This window comes from Novosphingobium sp. ES2-1 (assembly GCF_015169775.1).
Lineage (GTDB): Bacteria > Pseudomonadota > Alphaproteobacteria > Sphingomonadales > Sphingomonadaceae > Novosphingobium > Novosphingobium subterraneum.
In genome coordinates this window covers 112,749-135,324 of sequence record NZ_CP063445.1, presented here as the reverse complement: position 1 = coordinate 135,324, position 22,576 = coordinate 112,749, and the positions used below count along the sequence as shown (strand labels likewise).

The following is a 22,576-nucleotide window of genomic DNA, read 5'->3' as shown; positions in this document are numbered from 1 at the left end:
CTTGACAAAGGGTCATGCCCCCGTCATTAGCGCGCCCCTGCCCACCCCGCCGGTTCGCCGGTGGGAAGTGGCCAAGCGGAAATGGTGTGCTGCTGTAGCTCAGTGGTAGAGCGCATCCTTGGTAAGGCTGAGGTCGGGAGTTCAATCCTCCCCAGCAGCACCATTTCCCCGCAGACACAGCATGGTCTGCCGCAAAAACTTACTTTTGATATATGGAACCTGCCGTAGCGCTGCGGCTTTATGCTGTATTGAACGCGCGTGGGGGCTCCCGGATGCTGTCTAGAGCAGAACTCTCTCCTGAAAGCCTGTCCCACGTCCTTGAACAGAGCACCGATTGCGTAAAGCTGGTCGATCCGCAGGGCAACTTGTTGTGGATGAATCCCAACGGCCTTTGCGCGATGGAAATCGAGGACTTCGACTTACTTAGCGGTCAGGAGTGGGCGGCACTCTGGCCGGAGGATGCCCGCCCGGTGATCCGTTCTGCCCTGGCCGACGCCAGCGCAGGCGGCGTCGTGCGCCTCGAGGCGTTCTGCCCCACCGCCAAGGGCACGCCTCGCTGGTGGGAAGTCAGCCTTTCCGCGGTTCGCGCCCCTGATGGCGAACACGCCGGCTACATCTCCATCTCCCGCGACGTCAGCCAGCTGCATGCCGATCGCGAGGCGCTGAAGATCCTGCTGTCGGAAATGCGCCACAGGCTGAAGAACAGCTTCGCCATGGTCTGCGCCATGTTGCGCACGGTTGCTCGCGGAAACGAGACCCACACGGAGTTTGCCAGCGACATGGTCGCGCGGATCTCGGCCCTTGCCACCGCACAGACCCTGTTTGACGGCGAGACCGACCAATCCGACCTGCATGATCTGCTCTCCACGCTGATTCTCCCCTTTCGCACGGCACAGGGCACGCGGGTCGAGCTTGATTGCGCCGCCAGCCAGGAGGTTGATCGGCGGGAGGCCGACGTGATCTCGCTGGTCGTGGGGGAGTTGACCGTCAATTCCACCAAGCACGGTGCCATCGGGCACGGTGGCAGCATCGCGCTTGACGCGCGCACGGAAGGCGAGGGACTGGAGACGCGCCACGTTATCGTCTGGCAGGAACAGTCCGATCGCCCTGTGGTCGCCAGATCACGCTCGGGCGGACAGGGGCTGACCCTGATCGAGCGGATCTGCGCCGCCCGCGGAGGCACGTTCAGCATCGAGTGGCAGGACAGCGGCCTAGCCGCCATGCTGTCCCTGCCGAGGATAGCCTGATCAGGCCCTGAGGTCGGCCCACTCCGGATGGCGGCGAAACGCCGCTTCCACATAGCTGCACTGTGGCACGATCCTGAAGCCGAACTGCCGCGCGTCTTTCACCAGCGCCTTGACCAGTTCGCCCGCCACCCCGCGACCGCCGATTTCGGTGGGCACCAGAGTATGGTCGGCCACCACCACGTCACCGTTCCGCTGATACGTCAGCCGCCCGATTGCGTCGCTGCCTTCGACCTTGGCGTGGTATTCCCCGCGCGCGCCCTGATCGAGATGAGTGATGCTGACGTCGGCCATTGTGCTTCCTGTCCTTTTGTGACTGCTTGACCCGAAACGCCGCTCCCGACATTGCGGTTTCCGATGAAATTTCTCTCCGACAACACCGCCGCTGTCCACCCCGCGGTCTGGGATGCCATGCGTGCCGCCGATGCGCCCGATTCGGGCTATGACGGCGATGCCCTCTCGCAGCGCATGGACGAGGCTTTCTCCGAGCTTTTCGGCACCGAATGCACCGCGCTGTGGGTCGCCACCGGCACAGCGGCCAACTGCCTGGCGCTCGCCGCGATGGTGCCAGCCCACGGCGGCGTGGTCTGCCACCGCGAGGCGCATATCGAGATGGACGAAGGCGGCGCGCCCGGCTTCTATACCCACGGTGCCAAGCTGATGCTGGCCGAGGGCGAAGGCGCGAAGCTGACCTCGCAGGCGATCGAGCGCGTGATCGACCCCATCCGCAACGACGTACACCAGGTCCAGCCGCACGCCATATCGATCACGCAGGCCACCGAATATGGCCGCGTCTATACGCCAGAGGAAGTCGCCCGCATCGGCTCGCTGGCGCAAGGGCGCGGCCTTGGCCTGCACATGGACGGGGCGCGCTTTTCCAATGCCGTTGCGCATCTGGGCTGCCACCCGGCCGAAGTCACTGCGCAGGCCGGCGTCGACGTGCTGACCTTCGGCTGCGTCAAGAATGGCGGCATGAACGCCGAGGCGCTGGTATTCTTCGACATGGAACTGGCCGATGTTGTCCGTTACCGCCGCAAGCGCGCCGGGCACCTGCAATCGAAGGGTCGCTACCTTGCCGCGCAGGTCCTCGCCATGATCGAAAATGACCTGTGGCTCGACAATGCGCGCGCCGCCAATGCCGCCGCGCAGGAAATCGCGCAGGCCTGCGGATCGCGCGTGTTCCATGCCGTCGAAGCGAACGAGATCTTCGTGGTACTTTCGCCGGCCGAGCAAGCGACACTGCGCGCGCAGGGCTTCGACTTCTACGACTGGACGGCACCCGAAGGTGCCCCGGGCGCCGCGCGCCTTGTCACCGCCTGGAACACCGACCCGGCCCACGCCTCCGCGCTTGCCCGCGCCATCTCCGCGCTGTGACCGAGACGGGACAAGCGGGACACGAATTGCCCGGACAGGCGAAGTTCTGGCAATGGGACGTTGCCGGGCCGTTCTTCCTCGTCGCGTTGATCTGGGGTTCGACCTGGCTGGTGATCAAGGACCAGATCGGCAGCGTGCCGCCAAGCTGGTCGGTGACCTGGCGCTTTACCGCAGCCGCCATCGGCATGGCGGCGCTTGCGCTGGTCCGGCGCGAATCCTTGCGCGTTTCGGACAGCACGCTGAAAGTCGCAGCGCTGCTGGGCCTGCTTCAGTTCGTCATGAACTTCCAATTCGTGTACCGCGCTGAACATCACCTCACCTCGGGCATCGTCGCGGTGTTTTTCGCGTTGCTGATTGTGCCCAATTCGCTGCTTGCTTGGATCGTGCTCAAGCAGCCGGTGACGCGCGGCTTCCTCGTCGGATCGGCGGTGGCGGGGGCGGGCATCGCCCTGCTGCTGCTGCACGAATACCGCATGGCCCCGCCCGAGGGACAAGTCCTGACCGGCATTGCCCTCACCACCGCCGCGCTGTTCAGCGCTTCGTCCGCCAACGTGTTGCAGGCCAGCCCCATGGCCCGCGGCACGCCGATGATCCCCATGCTGGCCTGGGCAATGCTGTTCGGCGCGGCCATGGACGGAGCTTTCGCGTGGGCCGTCGAGGGTCCGCCGCAGTTCGACATGCGTCCCGGCTACATCTTTGGCGTGCTGTACCTTGGTCTGATCGGCTCAGTTGTCACCTTCCCGCTCTATTTCCGCCTGCTTCAGCGCCTCGGCGCAGGGCGCGGGGCCTACAACGGCGTGCTGGTGCCGGTCGTCGCGATGCTGCTTTCCACCGCGTTCGAAGGCTATCGCTGGTCGGTTCTGGCGCTTGCTGGCTCGGCACTGGCGATGCTCGGCCTCGTGCTGGCGCTAAGGGCCCGCAGCCCATCGCGATAGGTCGGATAGGCAGGCTTCCATCCGAGCAGCCGCTTGGCCTTGCCGTTCGCCACGCGCCGGTTCTCGGCATAGAACGCCAGAGCCATCGGCGAAAGGTTCGCCTCCTCAAGCGATTGCATCGGCGGCGGCGCAACGCCCAGCAGCCGCGCTGCCTCCTCGATCACCGCGTTCTGGCTGCAGGGCAGATCATCGGCGAGGTTGTAGACGCCGGCATTCCCGGCAAACCCCGCGATGACGCCGCTGGCAATGTCCTCGACATGGATGCGGCTGAACACTTGCCCGGGAATATCAATGCGATGCGCCTTGCCCTCGGCCACCCGCTCCAACGCACTGCGCCCCGGCCCGTAGATGCCGGGCAGGCGGTACACCCGCACCTTGGGCGATAGCGCCTGCCAGTCGAGGTCCGCCTGCGTCCGCGCCGAACGCCTGCCAGTGCCGACACCTGAGCTTTCGTCCACCCAAGCCCCGCCCGCATCGCCATAGACGCCGGTCGAAGACAGGTAGCCGATGGCCTCGAGCGGCGCGGCAGCAATCGCCCCGCCATAGGCCTGCAATACCGGATCGCCGCCCTCTCGCAGGGGTGGAACGGAGGACAGCACGTGCGTTGCCCGTGCCAGCGTGGCCTCGATCAAGGCCTTGTCACCAAAGGCGATATCGCCTGCGCTGCCCGTGCCCCGCACCGTCCAGCCCCGCGCCCGCAGCCGCGCCGCAAGCACCTGCGCGGTGTAGCCCATTCCGAAGATCAGCAAGTTTCCCATCAAAAGCCTGATAACCGCGATTGCCCCACCGCGCACGCGTTCCTAAGTTCAGCCTCATGAACGATCTCTCCAGCCAGCCCGTCGTCGCCCCACAGGTCATCCCCCCGCAAGTCATTCGGCGCGCGGACTATCGCCCGCCCGAATGGCTCGTTCCCGAAATCGCGCTGGATTTCGCGCTTTCGCTGAACGCGACGAAGGTGCAGGCGACCCTGAAGGTGGCGAAAAATCCTGCGGGCACAGGCACTTCGCTGTTGCGCCTCAACGGCGATGCGATCGAGCCCAAGTCTGTCACGGTCGATGGCCACGCCCACAATGACTGGCACATGGACGGCGCCGATCTCGTGATCGAACTTCCCGGCGATGCCCATGACGTCGGCATCGAAACGCTGATTGATCCTTCGGCAAACACCCAACTTTCAGGGCTTTACGCCTCGAACGGACTGCTCTGCACCCAGTGCGAGGCCGAGGGCTTCCGCCGCATCACCTTCTTCCCCGACCGGCCCGACGTGCTTTCGGTCTATTCAGTGCGGATGAGCGGGGACAAGGCGCTGTTCCCGGTGCTCCTGTCCAATGGCAACCCCACTGCTGCGGGCGACAATGGCGACGGCACCCACTGGGCAGAGTGGCACGATCCCTGGCCCAAGCCTTCGTACCTGTTCGCGCTGGTGGCCGGTGAATTGGTCGCAAACCGCGATAATTTCACGACAAAATCGGGCCGCAAGGTCAATCTTGCGATCTACGTCCGCCCCGGCGACGAGGAGCGCACCACCCACGCCATGCGCTCGCTCATCGCCTCGATGAAGTGGGACGAGGACGTCTATGGGCGCGAGTATGACCTTGACGATTTCAACATCGTCGCGGTGAGCGATTTCAACGCCGGAGCAATGGAGAACAAGGGCCTTAACGTCTTCAATACGCGCTATATTCTGGCCGATCCCGAGACGGCGACCGATGGCGACTACGACGCGATCGAGGGCGTGGTGGCGCACGAGTACTTCCACAACTGGTCGGGCAACCGCGTGACCTGCCGCGACTGGTTCCAGCTGAGCCTCAAGGAAGGCTTCACTGTCCTTAGAGATCAACAGTTTAGCGCCGATCGCGGCTCCGCGCCGGTCAAGCGGATCGAGGATGTGCGGATTCTGCGCGCCGTGCAGTTCCCTGAGGATTCGGGGCCGCTGGCGCATCCGATCCGCCCCGATTCCTATCAGGAAATCAGCAACTTCTACACCGCGACCGTCTACAACAAGGGGGCCGAGGTGATCCGCATGATGACCGTGCTGGCGGGCTTGGAGCGGTTCCTGAAGGGCACCACGCTCTACTTCGATCGCCACGATGGCGAGGCGGCGACCTGCGAAGACTTTGTAAAGGCTATCGAAGATGGCGCCGGGCTGGACCTGAAGCAGTTCCGCAACTGGTACGAACAGGCCGGAACCCCGCGCGTGAGCGTTGCCATGACGCTCGATGCGGCAAATCCAACTCTCGAGGGCGAAGCGGCAACTCTCGGAGGCAGAGGGGTAACTCTCACGCTCAAACAGACAACTGCACCCACACCCGGACAGCCGGACAAGAAGCCGTTCGTGATCCCGCTTCGCATCGCGCTGTTCGACCGCGAGACGGGGAAGCACCACGGCGAGGAACTGATCGTCCTGACCGAGCCGGAGCAGTCCTTCACCTTCGAGGGCTTCACCTCGCTCCCCGTCCTTTCCATCAACCGCGGCTTCTCCGCGCCGGTCGAGATCGTGGCGCCGATGACGACGGAGGACCTCGTCTTCCTCGCCCGCCACGATGATGATCCCTTCGCCCGCTATGAGGCGATGCAGCAGCTGATCGTGCGGCATCTGGTTGGCGCTGTGGCGGGGACGCTGGAGAAGCGCGAGGAATCGCAAGGTGCAATCGGCGCGGCGATGGGCGCGATTCTCGATGACACCGCATTGGACGACCTGATGCGCGGCGAATTGCTGATCCTGCCGGGCGAGGCCTACCTTGCCGAGCAGCTGACCCGCGCCGACCCGACGCGCATCTTTGCCGAGCGCGAGGGGCTCAAGCGCTGGCTGGGCGAGACGCTGAAGTACAAGTGGCTGGCCCTGCACGATCGCGTCTCTGCCGTGCCCTACAGCCTTGCCGCCGAGGCGCGGGGCGCGCGCAAGTGCAAGACGCAGGCGCTCGTCTATCTCGGGGCCGCCGATCCCGCCGAAGCCGCACGCCGCGCCAAGGCGCAGTACGATGCCGCCACCAACATGACCGACCGCCAGGGCGCGCTCATGGTGCTGTGCAGCCTCGAATGCCCCGAGCGCGAAGCGGCGCTGGCCGATTTCCACTCGCGCTTTGCCGGCAACATGCTGGTGATCGACAAGTGGTTCTCGCTGCAGGCAGGCTCGCTCAATCCCAAGGCGACCGAGCATGTGAAGGCATTGGCCGAGCATCCAGACTTCACCATGACCAACCCCAACCGCGTCCGCGCGCTGTGGATGGCGTTTGCGGCCAATGCGCAGGCGTTCCATCGGGAAGGCGGCGAAGGCTATCGCCTGATAGCCGACCTGATCCTGAAGCTGGACCCGATAAACGGCAACGTGGCGGCGCGCTTCGTGCCCTACCTCGGCCGGTGGAAGAAGGTCGAGGAAGGCCGCGCCGCGCTGATGCGGGCCGAGCTGGAGCGGATCGCCGCCGAGCCGACGCTGTCGCGCGATGTGCGCGAGCAGGTGAGCAAGAGTCTGGAGGCGTGAGCGTCGAGGCGCTTACCCATCCGCTTCTCGCTGGCGCCGCCCACGGCTTCCTTGGCCGCAAGGGCGGGGTGAGCACGGGTGACCTTGCGGGGCTCAATGTCAGCTACAGCGAGGATGACCCGGCGCTGACTGCCGAAAACCGCCGACGTGCGGTGGAGGCGGTGCTGCCGGGCGGGACCTTGCAGACCTGCTTCCAGATTCATTCGCCTGACGTGGTGACCGTGACCGAACCTTGGGCCGACGCAGATCGTCCAAGGGCCGATGCCCTGGTAACGGACCGCCCCGGCTTGGTCCTTGGCGTGCTGACCGCAGACTGCGCGCCGGTGCTGTTCGTTGACCAGCGTGCAGGCGTGGTCGGCGCGGCACATGCGGGCTGGAAGGGTGCGTTTACGGGCGTGACCGATGCGACGATTGCGGCGATGGAAGCGCTTGGCGGGAACCGGCAGAACATCGCCGCAGTGGTGGGCCCTTGCATTGCGCAGAAGAGCTACGAGGTGGACGCAGGGTTCGAAGCGCGGTTTCTTGAACAGGCGGGCGAGAACGAGCGCTTCTTCCGGGCCGGGCGCGAGGGCCATGCCTGGTTCGACCTTGAAGGCTATGTCGCCTCGCGTCTGCGCGATGCGGGCCTCACCAAGGTCGGGATGATGGGCGAGGACACGTACGCGCAGGAAGAGCGGTTTTATTCCTTCCGCCGCGCCACGCACCGCCAGGAGCCGGGCTACGGCCGGCAGGTCTCGCTGATCGCCTTGCGCGGCTGAGCCAATGGCATTGCCGGTCCTCTACAGCTTCCGTCGCTGCCCTTATGCGATGCGGGCGCGACTGGCGATTGCGGTCAGCGGCGTGAGCGTGGAGCTGCGCGAGATCAAGCTTTCCGCCAAGCCGCCCGCGATGCTCGAAGCCTCGCCCAAGGGGACGGTGCCGGTGGTGGTCCTTCCCGACGGCGCGGTGATCGAGCAGAGCCTCGACGTGATGCACTGGGCGCTCTTGCAGCATGATCCCGAAGGCTGGCTGGAGCGCGACGATGCGGGGCTGATCGCGCGCAACGACGGGCCATTCAAGCATGACCTCGATCGCTACAAGTATCCGGAGCGGCATGACAGCAATGCGCTGGAGCATCGGGAAAGCGGCTTGGCGTTTCTTGCAGATTTGGATTCGCAGCTCGCCGAGCACGGACAACTGTGCGGGAAAGAGCGGGGCCTTGCCGATATGGCGGTGATGCCATTCGTGCGGCAGTTTGCGGCGACGGACCCTGTCTGGTTCGAGAGCCAGGCTTTGCCGCACCTGCAGCGCTGGCTTTGCGCGCACCTTGAGTCTGCGTTGTTCGCGAGCGTGATGGGCAAGTTCCCGCCTTGGCGCGAGGGCGATTTGCCGGTGGTGTTTCCCTTCCCTTGAGGTGGCGGGCGGCAGTGCTTCTTGCCTACCCCCAACCCCTCCCGCCTGCGGGAGGGTCAAGAAAAAGGGGCTCATTCCGTCCTTCATCAGTGCACGGCCCACTCGGTTCGTCGCACGCTTGGCGCTGCCAGTGCCCGGAATCGGGTTCCCGGGCGGGATCGTTCATCTGCGGGAAAGTTCCGTCGCAACACCGACACCTTTTTGAAGGTCGCAAGGAGCGTTCTCGATGACTACCACTACCCCCCGGCGCGCAAGGCTGATGCTGCTCGCTGCGGCTGCCGCATCGGTTTCGGCCATGGCTGTCGCTCAGCCACAGCAGAACGGGATGCAGGACCCCAACATCATCGTCGAAGGCGAGGTCGTGCCTGATACCTCGGCGATGACCAAGGGTCCCGAGGTCAAGGGTATCATCACCGCGCGCAAGGGCGACAAGATGAAGGTCACTGCCGACGATGGCACCAGCACGATCGTGTTCTTCAACGACGCCACGACGGTGAAGGCCAGCACCGGCCTGTTCGGATCGAAGAAGCTGACGACGGAAAACCTGCTCAATGGCCTGCCCGTGACGGTAAAGACCATGCAGGCGGGCGAGGCGCTGCTGGCCAGCCAGATCACCTTCCGCAACGGTGACTTCAAGACCGCGAAGATGATCCGCAACGGCACCGCGCAAGGCTTTGCCGAACAGACCGCTGCCACTGCCGCGCTCAAGGGCCGCATGGGCGACATCGACAAATACAACATCAAGGCAACGACAAACGTCTACTTCGACACCGGCAAGTATGCGCTGACGCCGCAGGCCAAGGCCGAGCTGTGCCAGACCGCCTCGATGGCAAACGGCACCGAGAACGCGCTGATGCTGGTGGTGGGCTATACCGATTCGGTCGGTGACGAGGAATACAACCAGACCTTGAGCGAGAAGCGCGCCGCCAGCGTGATCAATTTCCTGCAGCAGCAGTGCCGCTGGGCGCCCTACCGCATGCTGACGCCGACCGGCATGGCCGAATCCGATCCGGCGGCGGACAATTCGACCGAGGAAGGCAAGGCGCAGAACCGCCGCGTTGCCGTGAACGTGCTGGTGAGCAAGGCCATCGACGGGCTTTGATCACGTGGGGGCGAGAGGGTGCGTTACACCTCTCTCCTCCCCCTTGCCGTCACCCCGGGCTTTGCCCCGGGGTCCCGCTTCCGGCTTCGGTTGACGCCGTGGCCAAGAAGGAAGCGGGACCCCGGAGCAAGTCCGGGGTGACGTTGTTTCTGCAGGTGAGAAGCGGGGTTAGAGCAGGCCCAGCGCGCGCATTCGCTGCTCCAGCACATCGGGATCGCCGACGAAGTGGTGGACGTGCCACCCCAGCGACCTGGCCGTCGCGATGTTAGCGGCGTTGTCGTCTATGAACAGCATGGTTTCGGGCGCACGACCGAAGCGGCGGGCAGCGAGGTGGAAGATTGCCGGGTCGGGCTTTACCAGCCGTTCGACCGCCGAGATCACGATGTCGCCCATGTGGTCGAGAATCGGGAAGGTCGGGCGGAACAGGCCCCATGAATCGATGCCGAAATTGGTGATCGCGTATTGCGGGACCTGGCGTGCGGCCAGACGCTCGATCAGTTCGTGCGTGCCGGGCACCGGACCCGGCAGGCTGGCAAGCCAGTTGCTGGCGTAGAGCGCAATCAGGTCGGCGTATTGCGGAAACTGCGCCGTGCGGGCGGCGACCATCTGCGCGAAGGACACGCCTTCATCGTGCTGGGCGTGCCAGTCCTCAGTGACGACTTCGGAGACGAATCGGGAGCGTTCTGCGGGATCGGGAATCGCTTCGGCATAGATGCCGGAAAGGTCGAACTGCACCAGTACGCGGCCGATGTCCCAGACTACCACTTCTACGGACATGCCAGCCTCTCGATTCGCGGTCCTGCGATGTGCGGCCCATAAACGACTGCGCCCCCGCGTTTCGGCGGGGGCTGCGTGGCTTTTGCAAAGCCTGCCGGTTTCCGGTGCAGCCCCGCCGTCGCGAGACTGCACCGAAACTGGTGAATTAACCCTGGCGCGCCTTGAAGCGCTTCTGGGTCTTGTTGATCACGTAGACGCGGCCACGGCGGCGGATCACGCGGTTATCCCGGTGGCGGTCCTTGAGCGACTTCAGGCTGTTGCGAATCTTCATGTCGAATCCCTTTGCCCGAAGCTGACCGGGCTGAAAACTGAAGCGTGGCCGTTAGTGGGGGCAAAAGCCCAAGTCAACCCTGCAGGTGCCGAGGATGGCGCTTGCCCGGCCGTCATGAGCATGCAAATCGTGCTGATGCGGGCGGGGCCTCGCGGGATGGACGGGAACCGGGCGGATGACCTCTTCGATCATGACAGGACTGCTGCACAAGCCCGGGCAGTCGGTCTTTCTCAACCCCTCGCTGATGGCCAGGAACGTGCTCGAATTCGATGTGCCACAAGCGATTCTCGACGAGCTTGCCCCGCTGGCCGAGGCCGCGCGGACAATGGAAGAGGACAAGGCGACGTATACGCTGCCCGGCGGACAGAAGCTTTACAATCAACGTCCTGCGGCATGGAAGAGCGATATCTGCTGGCTGAGCAATGCCGACGAGGCGACCTACTGGTGGTTCGATGGCCTGTTGCGTCGGCTCAGGCTCGACGAGGCCGTCGCGCCGTTCGTGGCGCACGATGCCGTGATCCGGCTCTATTCCGGCTTCTTCGTCACCCGCAGCCGATGCGAGGCGCATGACATGCACCGCGATTGGCTGACGGAAGGCAACACGGCCTTTACCGTGATGGCACCGCTGACCCCCATCGCCTGCGCGATGGGCCTCGCCTATGTTTCAGTGAGGGGCGAGGAACGCGAATACCGGTATCGCATGGGCAAGGGCGTGGCGTTCGGCTCGGGCTTCGTCCACTCAACCGCCATCGGCCGGCTCGACGAGCGCGCGGTGTTCCTTTCGCTCACCTTCGGGACCGACCGGATGGACGAATGGAACACGATCGAAAGAACCGCAGGCCGGCAGGGGCGCTTTTTCTGCCAGCCGGACGGCGTGTTCCGGTCAATCGGTGGCTAGGGGCGGGACCTGGTCAGGGCGAATCTCGTCCAGCTTGCGCTCCCAGGCCAGGGCGTGGGTGACGATAGTGTCCAGATCATCATAGCGCGGGACCCACGGCAGCGTGGCTTTGATGCGGCTGTTGTCGGAGATCAGCGCGGCGGGATCGCCCGGACGGCGGCCCTGCATCTCGCGCACGATCTTGCGGTTGGTGACGCGATCGACCGCGTCGAGCACTTCGAGCACCGAGAAACCGCGCCCGTAGCCGCAGTTCATCGTCAGCGATTCGCCGGGATCGGCAACAAGCGCCTCCAGTGCCAGAACATGGGCGGCGGCAAGATCGGAGACGTGGATGTAATCGCGCACGCCGGTGCCGTCGGGGGTGTCGAAATCGCTGCCGAACACACCGACCGAGGCGCGCTTGCCCAGTGCCGCCTCGACCGCGACCTTGATCAGGTGCGTTGCGCCCGCAGTCGACTGGCCGGTGCGGCCCTGCGGATCGGCGCCGGCGACGTTGAAATAGCGCAGCACGCAGTAGTTGAGCGCATGGGCGGCGGCGACATCGGCCAGCATGGCTTCGGTCATCAGCTTTGACATGCCATAGGGATTGATCGGGCGCTGCGGCGTGTCCTCGGTAACAGGCGAAATCTCGGGCGTGCCATAGGTTGCCGCGGTGGAGGAGAAGATGAAGTGTGGCACGCCCGCCTCGACCACCGCGGCGATCAGTGCGCGGCTCTTGGCGGTGTTGTTGTGATAGTACTTGAGGGGGTTCGAAACCGATTCGGGCACGACCACGGAACCGGCAAAATGCATGACCGCGCGCGTACCCTGTTCGGCAAAGATGCGCTTGAGAAGGTCGGCGTCCTCGATATCGCCTTCGTAGAACGGCACGCCATCGGGCACGGCGAAGCGGAAGCCGGTGACCAGATTGTCGATCACCGCGACCGGATGGCCCGCGTCCCTCAGCGCCAGCACAGCGTGGGCGCCGATGTAGCCTGCGCCGCCGGTGACGAGAACGGGAACCTTCGACATTGGCAATTCGCTCCGCTCTGGCGCAGGTTTCGTTGCTCCCGCGCGTTCATGGTTGCGACAGCGCGGGCGATTCACACGTCCGGCCGGGTCGCGCCTCACCCCTTACGGGAAAATTACGAATGAAAGCCAAACCGATCTTGTCTGCCGTCGCATTCCTTGCGGCAAGCTCCAGCGCGTTTGCCCAAGCCATGCCGCCGGGGGAACGGTGGGACCAGCCGATGGACCAGCGCATCGGGCGCCAAAACGGGCGGCAGAGTGCCCAGCCTTCGCGCAAGGTCGAGGTCGAGGCGTTCCAGGCCGCCGATGCGGCATCTCTTCTGGGCAAGGGGCCGATCACCGTCGCCGCTGCCGAAGGCGCCGAGGCGGAATGGAAGCTGCCGGTCTATGAAGCCGCCGTCGTCGATCAGTTGGCCAAGCTTGGCTACGAAACGGCCGTGAACGGCGCGGAAGGCGGACAGATCGCGCAGATCGGCATTCGCCACGAGCAGGTCGTGCCCGAGGAAGCCAAGCGCAAGCCGGTTTCGGGCGCGATGGAGGTGGGCGTTTCCAATCGCGGCAACTACACCGCGATGGCGCTCAACATCGACCTGACCAAGGCGAAGAAGGCTATCGTCGCCACCCGGCTCGACGTGCGCATCCGCGACAAGGCGAGCAATCGCGTGCTGTGGGAAGGCCACGCCGAAACGCAGACGCGCGAGGACGACGATGGCCTGAACAATGGCGCAGTTGCGGCAAGGCTGGCCTCGGCGCTGTTCGCGAAATTTGCCGATGCGCATGTGGTTCCGGCGAGCTGACTGGAGCAGGTGTGCCAATTGGCATTGCGGTGAAATCCGCGGCGTAGCACCACCTGCGCCATGATCATGGGACGCAGAATGATGAAACGCCTTGTAGCCGCAATTGCCCTTGCTGCCCTGATGGCAACGCCCGTCATGGCCAAGCCCGCACCGATCGAGGTCACGCGGTTTCACACCGCGCAGACGCTGCCCCGGCTGAAAGGCGCGGCGGTGATTGTCGAGGCGGCGCCGGGCAGTGACCGATCCAGCCTGGAAGATCAGGTCTGGCTTGCCGCCGTACAGAAGGAACTGTTTGCCAGCGGTTTTGGCAGCGCCACGCCGGGCGCCGCCGATGCCGTGGCCGAAGTGCGCGTCGACCGCGAGGTGCAGAGGCGCGAGAGGCTGCGCGGACCGGTGAGCGTCGGCGTGGGCGGATCGACCGGCAGCTATGGCGGCGGCGTGGGGCTGGGTGTCGGCATCAATCTGGGCGGAGGGCCGAAGGACTACGTCGTCACGCGCCTGTCGGTGCGCATCCGCGACCGCCGGACCGGCGAGGCGCTGTGGGAAGGCCGTGCCGAAAACCGCGAGAAGGCCAAGGCGAAGGAAGCCGACCCGGCGCTTGCCGCACCTCGCCTGGCGCATGCCCTGTTCTCGGGCTTCCCCGGCACGTCAGGGGATACTATCACTGTGAGAGCCAGATAACTTATAATTGACCCATCGGGACGGAGCTGATTTTGGCTCAGTGCAAGGATTGAGAAGGGAGCCATGCTATCGCATGGTGACCGACGAAAGACGCCGCACTGGGCCAAAATCAGCCCGCCCCTTCGGGGTTGGTTTGTGAGGCCCGCCGGCAGCGTCACGTCGCTTGCACGGGCAACCAGCCCGCGCTGCGCAACGCTCCTTGTCGGCGAACCTCACAAACCAATCACGGTGGGTCAATTATATGCTATCTGGCTCTAAATGACAGATATCCGCATCAATGCCGCGTTCGATTCCGGCAACATCGAAGTGCTCCAGGTTTCGGGCGCGCGTGCGAAGCTGGCGATCCGCAAGGACCGCGACTCAGAGTTCTTCCAATGGTTCCACTTTCGCGTCGACGGGGCTGCGGGGCGTGAGCTGGAGCTGAAGATCACCGGACTTGGCAATTCCGCCTATCCGGGTGGCTGGCCGGGGTATCGGGCAGCCTTCTCCGAAGACCGCGAGTTCTGGGGCCGGACCGAGACCAGCTATGATCCGGGCGAGGACGGCGCGACGCTGACCATCCGCCACACACCCGAGGCTGGCACCTGCTGGTTCGCCTATTTCGCGCCCTATTCGATGGAGCGGCATCACGATCTGGTGGCGCAAACGGCGGCGCTGCCCGGCGTCACCCATCGCTGCCTTGGCACCAGCATCGAAGGCCAGCCGATCGACTGTCTCGAACTGGGCGAAGGCCCGAAGCAGGTCTGGCTCTATGCCCGCCAGCATCCCGGCGAATCGATGGCCGAATGGTGGATGGAAGGCGCGCTCGAACTGCTGACCGACCCTGCCGACCCACATGGCCGCAAGCTGCGCCAGCTCTGCCGCTTCCACGTGGTGCCCAACGCGAACCCGGACGGATCGTGCCGGGGGCACTTGCGCACCAATGCCGTTGGCGTGAACCTCAACCGCGAATGGCACGAGCCGACGCCGGAGCGTTCGCCCGAAGTGCTGGCAATCCGCAATGCCATGGACGAGAGCGGCGTTGACTTCGCCATGGACGTCCACGGCGACGAGGCGATCCCGCACGTGTTCCTTGCCGGATTCGAAGGCATCCCTTCGTGGACCGACGAGCTTGGCGCCTCCTACGAACGCTACCGCCGCATCCTGGAACGCCGCACCCCCGATTTCCAGACGCGGCGCGGCTATCCGATCGCCGCGCCGGGCCGCGCCAACCTGACGATGTCGACCAACCAGGTCGCCCACCGCTTCGGCTGCGTGGCAATGACGCTGGAAATGCCCTTCAAGGACAACGACGACCTGCCCTGCAAGGAACAGGGCTGGAGCCCGGAACGGTCGAAGCTGCTGGCGCGCGATTGCCTCGCCTCGCTGCTGGAGTGGCTGGAGGGTTAAGCCCTTTTACCCAAAGTTAAGAGATGAGGGCGCATGGCTCGAGCATGGCCCGCACCATCGCCCTCATCCACGCGCCCCTCGCCGACTTCTCGGCGGCTGAACTGGCGCGCAAGGCGATCGTCCTCGGCTGCGCCGCCGCGCTGATCATGGCGGGCAAGCCGTTCCTATTCTTCTGAGCTAGCACTGCCCAATCTAGGTCAAGTGGCAACGCCTGTGACCGCTCGCCGCTCTAGTCACGAAGCTCCAGAACCCGCTTTACCGCAAACCAAGTACCCCAATCGAAGGGTGCATCGCTCAGAGATCCGGACAGAGTCTCCGCAACCAAACTCATCAAATCGGCGTAGTGGCTCATGCACGCCGCATTTCCGGATCCACCGACGACTGCCCGCTCCCGCCATCGCTCGAACATGAATCCTGTACCGTCGACGCACTGGAATGCTTCGCCCCTGTACCTACCCACTTTCCGGTCAAACACATCCAAGAACAGTTTTGCCTGGCCTTTGCTAAGCGAGAAGCTTCTCTCGTATGCTGGCCCCGTCCCATCATATGCAATCGCGTAGATTGCGCCTTTGGCAGTGCCATCTAAGCGACGGTCCAACGAAATCTTGTACCGCCAGCGAGGCCATTCCGACAGAACCAGCCGCAAGCCGCCATTCGCTTCCGGGTCGAGACTATGGCGCTTTTCAAACTCACGAATGATCTTCAGATCCGCATCGTGCCATTCATCGCCAAGGACGAACTGGCGCTGTTGGGTTGTTCGGCTGTATTGGCGGTACGATTCATCCAGAACAAATAGTCCGACACCGTAGAGCACGATTGCGGCGGCCAAGAAGACAGTAGCGACGACGACGATCTTGCGAACCGATCTGTCGTTAAACTTGATCATGGCCGGGAGCTAGCCGCAAGTCAGCCAAGGCGACAATAGGGTTTGTCGAAGCTGGGCAAGAAGACCTTCAAGGTTGCGACAGGTTCCTTCGGAAGATCGCCGTCGCCCGGTGTTCGACATGGGGCTGCGCTCATTCTGCGATTACGCGCTCGGCATGACGGCTCAACAGGCGCGGCAAGATTCGCGGGAGTCTGCGAGGGGCGTCAGAAGGGAGCCAGGCCCCGTGTCGAGCACGGGGCGACGAGGGGTTTGGGGCTGGTTGGAGCGGGTAGGCTCAACCGCCGCTCCCCCTACAATATCTCCAGCACCTTTTCCTTCGGGCGGCACAGGCGGACGCCCTTTTCCGTCTCCACCAGCGGACGCTCGATCAGCTTGGGTTCGGCGGCCATGGCGGCCAGCACCGTCGCGTCATCGGCTGAGGGCAGGCCGCGTTCCTCGGCGTCGGTGCCACGCAAGCGCAAGCCCTGCTGTGGGGTGAGGCCGGCATCGCGGTAGAGCTGGGCGAGCTTTTCGGCACTGGGCGGGGTCTTGAGGTATTCGACCACCGTCACCTCCGCGCCCGCATCCTGCAGCATCGCCAAGGTGTTGCGCGAGGTGCCGCAGTTGGGGTTGTGCCAGATCGTTGCCTTCATCGCTGCCTCCTGCGTGTTCGATGCAAGCCTCATAACCCCGCGAGCACTGGCTGCAACGCCCGCGTTTTGACGCAGGTCAATGTTATTGCGAAAAATTCGCAAGAAACCCCTTGCAAGTGCGATTGACTCGCAATACTCGCCCTCTTGCGAATGATTATCGCAAACACGTGATCGTTAAGGGGACTACCGTGAACCGTCTTTCCAGCCTGCTGCTCGCCGGAACCATGCTGATGCCTTCTGCCGCCTTTGCAGAAGATCTGGTGCCCGCAGATGCCGCGCTGGAGGCCGATGGAACCAACACCGTGATCGTCGTGACCGGCACCGCCGACGGCTATCGCCCGGTCGATGCCAATGCAGTGAAGACGCCGACCCCGCTGGTCAACGTGCCGCAGACCATCACCGTGCTTACCCGCGAGCAGCTTGACGACCAGGGCATCACCCAACTGGGCGATGCACTGCGCTATGTTCCGGGCGTGGTGCTCGGCCAGGGCGAGGGCCATCGCGACCAGATCAACCTGCGCGGCCAGAACACCACTGCCGACTTCTACCTCGACGGCCTGCGCGACGACACGCAGTATTACCGCTCGCTCTACAACATCGAGCGGGTCGAAGTGCTGAAGGGCGCCAATGCGCTCCTGTTTGGCCGTGGCGGCGGTGGCGGCGTGGTCAATCGCGTCAGCAAGACGCCCGACCTTGACCGAACCAAGGGCGAGGCCAGCGCCAATGTCGACAGCTTCGGCGCCTTTGCGCTGGCCGCCGACTGGAACCAGCCCCTCACCGAGACTGTCGGCGCGCGCTTCAACGGCACCTACGAGGAATTCGACAACCACCGCCAGGACTTCGAGGGCCGCTTCATCGGCGTGAACCCGACCATGGCCTTCCAGCCCGGCGAGAAGACCCGCATCGAGTTGTCCTACAACTATGACGACGACCGCCGTACCACCGACCGCGGCGTGCCATCGGTAAACGGCAAGCCGCTGACCGGCTATGACGATACCTTCTTCGGCCGCTCGGACGTCAACATTGCGACGGTTGTCGCGCACATCGCGCAGGCCCGCCTCGATCACGAACTGGCCGATGGCCTCAGCTTCAACGTGCTGGGCCAGTACACCCACACCGACAAGTATTACGGCAACGTCTTCGCCGGCAGCGCGGTGAACGCTTCGAACCAGCTGACGCTCTCGGGCTATTCCAGCGCCAACGTGCGCGAAAGCTGGGTCGGGCAGACCAACCTTGTCTGGGAAGGCCGGACTGGCGGCATCGGCCATACCGTTCTGGCCGGTCTCGAGGTCTCGAGCCAGGACACCTCGAGCCTGCGTTCCGACCCGATCTTCAGCGGCTCCACCACCGTGACACTGGCCAAGCGCCTGACCATCCCGGCGGTGACTTTCGCCGCGCCCAGCCGTTCGACCTTCAGCCGGGTCGATACCTGGTCAGCCTACTTCCAGGACCAGATCGAGCTGGCCTCGTTCCTGCAGGTCGTGGCGGGGGTGCGCTTCGACGAATTCAGGATCAGCGCTGACAACCGCATCGCCACGACCACGGCCGCGCGCACGGACCGCAAGTGGTCGCCGCGCTTTGGCCTGATCCTCAAGCCTCAGGAGAACGTCAGCGTCTACGGCAGCTTCACCCGGACCTTCCTGCCACAGTCGGGCGACCAGTTCGGCTCGCTGGATGCAACGCAGGCGACGCTGGCGCCCGAGCAGTTCGAAAACCTCGAGGCCGGGGTGAAGTGGGACGTGAACGCCGGCCTTGCCTTCACAGCCGCCATCTATCAGCTCGACCGCGACAATTCGCGCTTCAACAACCCGGTCACCGGCCTGCCCGAACTGTCGGGCAAGACCCGCGCCAAGGGCGTGGAGCTTTCGCTCGCCGGCCGCGTGCTGCCGGAACTGCAGGTGAGCCTTGGCTATACGCTGCAGGATGGCGAGGTCCGTTCAGCCACCACCGCTGCGCCTGCCGGACGCAAGCTGTCGCAGCTGCCGCGCCACCAGGCTTCGGCGTGGGCCCGCTACGACGTGAGCGACAAGCTGGGCCTTGGCATGGGTCTGACGCACCAGTCGAAGAGCTTCACGACGATCAGCAACGCGGTAACGCTGCCGGCGTTCACGCGGATCGATGCCGCGGTATTCTATGACCTGTCGGAGAACCTGTCGGTCCAGCTCAATGTCGAGAACCTCACCGACACCGACTATTTCCCCTCGGCGCATACCGACAACAACATCTCCACCGGCGAGCCGATCAATGCCCGCCTGACGGTGCGCGCGAAGTTCTGAAACACCCCAGGCGCTCTCCCCTTCCCCCCTCGCGAGGGGAGGGCGCCACCCCTTCAGCCTGCGCCGGGCGCAATGATCGCCGGCGGCGGAGCGGCGCTGATCGTCTCCTCGCCGCGCATCACGCGGGCGGCGCGCTGGATCGCGCGGGTCAAGCGCGGATAGACGCCGCAGCGGCAGATGTTGGTGATGGCGCGGCCGATATCCTCGTCGGTCGGGCTGGCGCTGGTGGTGAGCAGCGCGGCCGCAGCCATGACGATGCCCGGCGTGCAGAAGCCGCACTGGATTGCCTGCTCGGCCACCAGCGCCTGCTGCACCGGGTGCGAGCGGTCACCCGACAGGCCTTCGATGGTGGTGACGCTGCGGCCCTCGGCCTCGCCCAGCGAGAGGGTGCAGCTGGGCATTGCCTGTCCATCGACGATGACCATGCAGGCGCCGCATTCGCCGGTGCCGCAGCCGTACTTGGTGCCAGTGAGATTGGCCGCATCACGCAGCGCCCAGAGCAGCGGGGTATCGTCCTCGAGACGGTACTGAACGGGCTGGTTGTTGACGGTGAGGCGAGCCATGGCCTCCGCTTAGCGCGCCGCCACCGCTTCAATCAATCCCGCCAGCTGCGGTCGATCCTGTCGATGCGGCGGGTCCATGCGGCGAAGTCCGCCTCGCCGACGCGGCCGCCGGCATTGACCTGGCCGAGATCGCGCTGGTGGACCTTGATCACGTCCTCACCGACGTGGATCGGCGGGCGGCCCATCGAAAGCGTCGCCATCTGGATCTCGCAGGCGCGCTGCAGGCTCCACTGCGTGATGAACATCTGCTGCAGTGTCTGGGCCAGCACCACCGGGCCGTGGTTGCGCAGCATCAGCACGCGCTTGTCGCCAAGGTTGGCCAGCAGGCGCTCACCCTCTTCGGCGCGGACGGTGACGCCCTCGAAATCGTGGTAGGCGAGCTGCCCAATGAAGTTGCAGGCGTAGAAGTTGATCGGCATCAGCCCTTCTTCGAGGCTGCACACCGCCATCGTCTCGGTCGTGTGGACGTGGCTGATCGCGTGGGCCCAGGGCAGGTGGCGGTGGAAATAGGCGTGCTGGGTGAAGCCCGCCTGGTTGACCGGATAGGTGCTGTCATCCAGCTTGTTGCCGTCGATGTCGATCTTGACGAGGTTCGAGGCAGTGACCTCGCTGTAGAGCAGGCCGAACGGGTTGATCAGGAACGCGCCTTCCTGATCCGGCACTTTCAGCGAGATGTGGTTGTAGATCGATTCGGACCAGCCCAGGTGGTCATAGATGCGATAGCAGGCGGCGAGTTCCTGCCGGGCATGCCATTCAGCGTCGCTGCATTCGATATTCGGCCGCAAATGGGTGGCCATGGCGCTCTCCCGCACATATCTGGTTGTTATGTGCAACTTGTATCGCATGACCAGCAACGTGCAAGCCATCGCGCAGATGTTCGCGCCGGTGGCCAATGCGCAGGTCAATCTGCCCGCCTTTTCCGAAATCTACCCCGATGCCGAAGCGCCCGTGCTGATTGCGCGGGGGCCGACGCGCAGGCTGGGCACGATGCGCTGGGGCTGGCCGCCGTTCGGCGAAGTGAAGCGCCCGGTGACCAATATCCGCAACCTCGCTTCGCCAATGTGGCGGGCAGCGCTGGAGGACCCGAACCGGCGCTGCCTCGTACCCGTCACGGCCTTCTCGGAGTGGTCGCAGACGCCGGACCCGGACACGGGACGCAAGCGCAAGCACTGGTTCGCCCTGAAGGAGCAGGAGTTGTTCGCCTTCGCAGGGCTGTGGCGTCCGACAGCGGAGGGGCCGCACTTTGCCTTCCTTACCTGCGAGGCCAATGCCGTAGTCGGGCGGGTCCATCCCAAGGCGATGCCCGTCATCCTCGGCACGGCGGAAGCCGCACACCAGTGGCTGACCGCTCAAGGCGATGCGGCGGTGGCGATGCAGCGGCCCTATGCCGACGCGGCGATGGTGGAAATAGAGGTAGAGGAGAACGCGCCCGCTCCGTCGGCGCCGCGCAAGCCGGAACAGCCCAGCCTGTTCTGACGCCTACTTGTGATCATCCTCCCAGCGTCGCAGCACGCGGCGTTCGACCGCGCGGAACAGCGCGTCGAGATCTTCCGGTGCGACGTCGAGCACTTCGTCCCAATCTTCCAGGACGGCATCGAGGTCCGCACGCTCGTATGTGCCTGCCCATGTGCCCTTTGGCATGGGTGGGGCCTGAAGCGGAATGTGCGGCCATGGGTGGCCAGTGAAGTTGTTATAGAGCCACCCTGCGAAGACAAGTCCCAGCAGATTGGCGAGGAGCGGCAGAAGAAGCCCGATTGCGCTACTGGCAGGGTTAGTTGCCGCAAGCGCGCCGAGGATGGCACAGGCGCCGCCGGGTGGATGAAGGCAACGGGCCAGTGTCATCGTGGCGATCGCCATGCCCACCGCGAGGCCTACCGCAGTCAGCGGATCGCCGACCAGATGGCCTGCGGCAAGGCCGGTTAGCACAGCAACCATGCTTCCGCCGAGGACTGACCATGGCTGCGCGAGAGGGCTGGCAGGAACCGCGAAGACCAGCACCGCGGATGCACCGACAGGCGCGACGATCCATGGCGACTGCGGAGTGCCGGGGAGAAGTTTGCCGGCCACTGCTGCCAGCGCCACGCCGAAGAGCGCACCCACAGCGCCACGCGCCCAGCCGAGGCGTCCGCCGAAGCGCAACTGCCCCCATGCTGCGGGGCGCGGCAGCCTGATCATCGCGCAAGGTCTCCTCTCGTCCGCGCATGCGATGCGACGGTGGAATGCTGCAGGCAAGAAAAAAGGGGCTGGCCCGGAAGCCAACCCCTTGTTTCTGTTCTGCCTTGCAGCCGAAGCGCGATCGGCGCTTCGAGAACTGCCCGCCGAAGCGCGATTAGCGCTTCGAGAACTGGAAGCTGCGGCGGGCCTTGGCCTTGCCGTACTTCTTACGCTCGACGACGCGCGGGTCGCGGGTCAGGAAGCCGGCAGCCTTCACGGCGCTGCGCAGTTCGGGTTCGAACTTCGACAGCGCCTGGGCGATGCCGTGCTTGACCGCGCCGGCCTGGCCCGAGAGGCCACCGCCCTTGACGGTGCAGACGATGTCGTACTGGCCTTCGCGACCGGCGACTTCGAAGGGCTGGTTGATCACCAGACGCAGGGTCGGACGGGCGAAGTAAACTTCCTGGTCACGGCCGTTGACAGTGACCTTGCCCGAGCCGGGCTTGAGCCACACGCGGGCCACGGCGTCCTTGCGGCGGCCGGTGGCATACGAACGGCCCTGCGCATCGACTTCGCGAGCGCGGATCACGGCAGCGGGGCCGGTGCGGACAGGACCGGCTTCACCAGCCTCGGCCGGAGCGGCAGCCACGGGAGCGGCAGCGGTCAGGTCCTTGAGGTCGGCGAGGCTCGACACGGTGTTTTCGGTTTCGGCCATG

25 protein-coding genes and 1 tRNA gene are annotated in these 22,576 nt (G+C 64.8%); 15 read left to right on the top strand and 11 right to left on the bottom strand.

The window, feature by feature from the left end:
- Positions 1-88 precede the first annotated feature (88 nt).
- Together IM701_RS00650 and IM701_RS00645 are read left to right on the top strand one after the other, a co-directional pair.
- Positions 89-163: transfer RNA gene (locus IM701_RS00650), tRNA-Thr, on the top strand.
- A 109-nt stretch (positions 164-272) separates the two neighbouring features.
- Complete coding sequence (locus IM701_RS00645; RefSeq protein ID WP_039337236.1) at positions 273-1,247, top strand: PAS domain-containing protein; 975 nt, start codon at positions 273-275, stop codon at positions 1,245-1,247.
- Here IM701_RS00645 and IM701_RS00640 read toward each other — a convergent pair whose 3' ends face one another.
- The gene (locus tag IM701_RS00640; protein WP_039337238.1) at positions 1,248-1,538 is read right to left on the bottom strand and encodes a GNAT family N-acetyltransferase; all 291 of its coding nucleotides are present in this window, start codon (positions 1,536-1,538) and stop codon (positions 1,248-1,250) included.
- A gap of 63 nt (positions 1,539-1,601) precedes the next feature.
- Here IM701_RS00640 and IM701_RS00635 point away from each other — a divergent pair, with 63 nt between their 5' ends.
- On the top strand, positions 1,602-2,618 hold the full coding sequence (locus tag IM701_RS00635; protein ID WP_193827478.1) for a low specificity L-threonine aldolase: 1,017 nt from the start codon (positions 1,602-1,604) through the stop codon (positions 2,616-2,618).
- A 26-nt stretch (positions 2,619-2,644) separates the two neighbouring features.
- Entirely contained in the window at positions 2,645-3,553 is a 909-nt protein-coding gene (locus tag IM701_RS00630; protein WP_039337315.1) for a DMT family transporter, read from the top strand.
- On the opposite strand, the gene IM701_RS00625 is transcribed toward IM701_RS00630, so the two are convergent.
- Positions 3,463-4,311 carry an SDR family NAD(P)-dependent oxidoreductase gene (locus tag IM701_RS00625; RefSeq protein WP_193827477.1) on the bottom strand — a complete coding sequence of 283 codons (849 nt, stop codon included), beginning with the start codon at positions 4,309-4,311 and terminating at the stop codon, positions 3,463-3,465. The two genes, IM701_RS00630 and IM701_RS00625, sit on opposite strands and share 91 nt — an antisense overlap.
- 56 nt (positions 4,312-4,367) lie before the next feature.
- Here IM701_RS00625 and pepN point away from each other — a divergent pair, with 56 nt between their 5' ends.
- The 4 genes from pepN (at position 4,368) to IM701_RS00605 (ending at position 9,528) form a co-directional block, all read left to right on the top strand.
- Positions 4,368-7,034: an aminopeptidase N gene (gene pepN / locus IM701_RS00620; RefSeq protein WP_193827476.1), complete on the top strand. Its 2,667-nt coding sequence runs from the start codon at positions 4,368-4,370 to the stop codon at positions 7,032-7,034.
- On the top strand, positions 7,031-7,792 hold the full coding sequence (gene pgeF, locus IM701_RS00615) for a peptidoglycan editing factor PgeF (protein WP_193827475.1): 762 nt from the start codon (positions 7,031-7,033) through the stop codon (positions 7,790-7,792). Before pepN ends, pgeF begins: the two co-directional genes overlap by 4 nt.
- A 4-nt stretch (positions 7,793-7,796) precedes the next feature.
- Positions 7,797-8,426, top strand: coding sequence for a glutathione S-transferase (locus tag IM701_RS00610; RefSeq protein ID WP_193827474.1), 630 nt, complete (start codon positions 7,797-7,799; stop codon positions 8,424-8,426).
- 226 nt (positions 8,427-8,652) lie between these two features.
- Positions 8,653-9,528, top strand: a complete 876-nt coding sequence (locus IM701_RS00605; RefSeq protein ID WP_062346536.1) for an OmpA family protein — start codon at positions 8,653-8,655, stop codon at positions 9,526-9,528.
- Positions 9,529-9,696: 168 nt separating this feature from the next.
- Here IM701_RS00605 and IM701_RS00600 read toward each other — a convergent pair whose 3' ends face one another.
- Both IM701_RS00600 and ykgO read right to left on the bottom strand, forming a co-directional pair.
- Positions 9,697-10,305: an HAD-IA family hydrolase gene (locus IM701_RS00600; protein ID WP_193827473.1), complete on the bottom strand. Its 609-nt coding sequence runs from the start codon at positions 10,303-10,305 to the stop codon at positions 9,697-9,699.
- A 145-nt stretch (positions 10,306-10,450) separates the two neighbouring features.
- Positions 10,451-10,576: a type B 50S ribosomal protein L36 gene (gene ykgO / locus IM701_RS00595; RefSeq protein ID WP_011446910.1), complete on the bottom strand. Its 126-nt coding sequence runs from the start codon at positions 10,574-10,576 to the stop codon at positions 10,451-10,453.
- A 175-nt stretch (positions 10,577-10,751) separates the two neighbouring features.
- On the opposite strand from ykgO, the gene IM701_RS00590 reads away from it, so the two are divergent.
- Complete coding sequence (locus tag IM701_RS00590) at positions 10,752-11,474, top strand: hypothetical protein (protein ID WP_193827472.1); 723 nt, start codon at positions 10,752-10,754, stop codon at positions 11,472-11,474.
- Here IM701_RS00590 and galE read toward each other — a convergent pair.
- On the bottom strand, positions 11,460-12,485 hold the full coding sequence (gene galE, locus IM701_RS00585; RefSeq protein ID WP_193827471.1) for a UDP-glucose 4-epimerase GalE: 1,026 nt from the start codon (positions 12,483-12,485) through the stop codon (positions 11,460-11,462). The two genes, IM701_RS00590 and galE, sit on opposite strands and share 15 nt — an antisense overlap.
- A 119-nt stretch (positions 12,486-12,604) precedes the next feature.
- On the opposite strand from galE, the gene IM701_RS00580 reads away from it, so the two are divergent.
- The 4 genes from IM701_RS00580 to IM701_RS22085 all read left to right on the top strand — a co-directional run bounded on the left by IM701_RS00580 (position 12,605) and on the right by IM701_RS22085 (position 15,525).
- Positions 12,605-13,279 carry a DUF4136 domain-containing protein gene (locus tag IM701_RS00580; protein ID WP_193827470.1) on the top strand — a complete coding sequence of 225 codons (675 nt, stop codon included), beginning with the start codon at positions 12,605-12,607 and terminating at the stop codon, positions 13,277-13,279.
- 78 nt (positions 13,280-13,357) lie between these two features.
- The gene (locus IM701_RS00575; RefSeq protein ID WP_230487743.1) at positions 13,358-13,960 is read left to right on the top strand and encodes a DUF4136 domain-containing protein; all 603 of its coding nucleotides are present in this window, start codon (positions 13,358-13,360) and stop codon (positions 13,958-13,960) included.
- 258 nt (positions 13,961-14,218) lie between these two features.
- A complete protein-coding gene (locus IM701_RS00570; RefSeq protein WP_193827469.1) occupies positions 14,219-15,349 on the top strand; it encodes a M14-type cytosolic carboxypeptidase in 1,131 nt (376 codons plus the stop codon).
- A gap of 44 nt (positions 15,350-15,393) precedes the next feature.
- Positions 15,394-15,525 carry a hypothetical protein gene (locus IM701_RS22085; protein WP_255527758.1) on the top strand — a complete coding sequence of 44 codons (132 nt, stop codon included), beginning with the start codon at positions 15,394-15,396 and terminating at the stop codon, positions 15,523-15,525.
- 53 nt (positions 15,526-15,578) lie between these two features.
- On the opposite strand, the gene IM701_RS00565 is transcribed toward IM701_RS22085, so the two are convergent.
- Both IM701_RS00565 and arsC read right to left on the bottom strand, forming a co-directional pair.
- Positions 15,579-16,235: a hypothetical protein gene (locus IM701_RS00565; protein WP_039332961.1), complete on the bottom strand. Its 657-nt coding sequence runs from the start codon at positions 16,233-16,235 to the stop codon at positions 15,579-15,581.
- A gap of 290 nt (positions 16,236-16,525) precedes the next feature.
- The gene (gene arsC, locus IM701_RS00560) at positions 16,526-16,867 is read right to left on the bottom strand and encodes an arsenate reductase (glutaredoxin) (protein WP_039333306.1); all 342 of its coding nucleotides are present in this window, start codon (positions 16,865-16,867) and stop codon (positions 16,526-16,528) included.
- A gap of 188 nt (positions 16,868-17,055) precedes the next feature.
- On the opposite strand from arsC, the gene IM701_RS00555 reads away from it, so the two are divergent.
- On the top strand, positions 17,056-19,143 hold the full coding sequence (locus IM701_RS00555; protein ID WP_230487742.1) for a TonB-dependent siderophore receptor: 2,088 nt from the start codon (positions 17,056-17,058) through the stop codon (positions 19,141-19,143).
- Between the two features lie 53 nt (positions 19,144-19,196).
- Here IM701_RS00555 and IM701_RS00550 read toward each other — a convergent pair whose 3' ends face one another.
- Positions 19,197-19,706, bottom strand: a complete 510-nt coding sequence (locus IM701_RS00550; RefSeq protein WP_193827468.1) for a (2Fe-2S)-binding protein — start codon at positions 19,704-19,706, stop codon at positions 19,197-19,199.
- Positions 19,707-19,738: 32 nt separating this feature from the next.
- Positions 19,739-20,503, bottom strand: a complete 765-nt coding sequence (locus tag IM701_RS00545) for a class II aldolase/adducin family protein (RefSeq protein ID WP_039332968.1) — start codon at positions 20,501-20,503, stop codon at positions 19,739-19,741.
- Positions 20,504-20,549: 46 nt separating this feature from the next.
- Here IM701_RS00545 and IM701_RS00540 point away from each other — a divergent pair, with 46 nt between their 5' ends.
- Positions 20,550-21,182, top strand: coding sequence for an SOS response-associated peptidase (locus tag IM701_RS00540; RefSeq protein ID WP_230487741.1), 633 nt, complete (start codon positions 20,550-20,552; stop codon positions 21,180-21,182).
- A 3-nt stretch (positions 21,183-21,185) separates the two neighbouring features.
- Here IM701_RS00540 and IM701_RS00535 read toward each other — a convergent pair whose 3' ends face one another.
- Both IM701_RS00535 and rpsI read right to left on the bottom strand, forming a co-directional pair.
- Positions 21,186-21,881, bottom strand: a complete 696-nt coding sequence (locus IM701_RS00535; protein WP_062346961.1) for an HPP family protein — start codon at positions 21,879-21,881, stop codon at positions 21,186-21,188.
- A 154-nt stretch (positions 21,882-22,035) separates the two neighbouring features.
- Entirely contained in the window at positions 22,036-22,575 is a 540-nt protein-coding gene (gene rpsI, locus IM701_RS00530) for a 30S ribosomal protein S9 (RefSeq protein ID WP_193827467.1), read from the bottom strand.
- Position 22,576 lies beyond the last annotated feature (1 nt).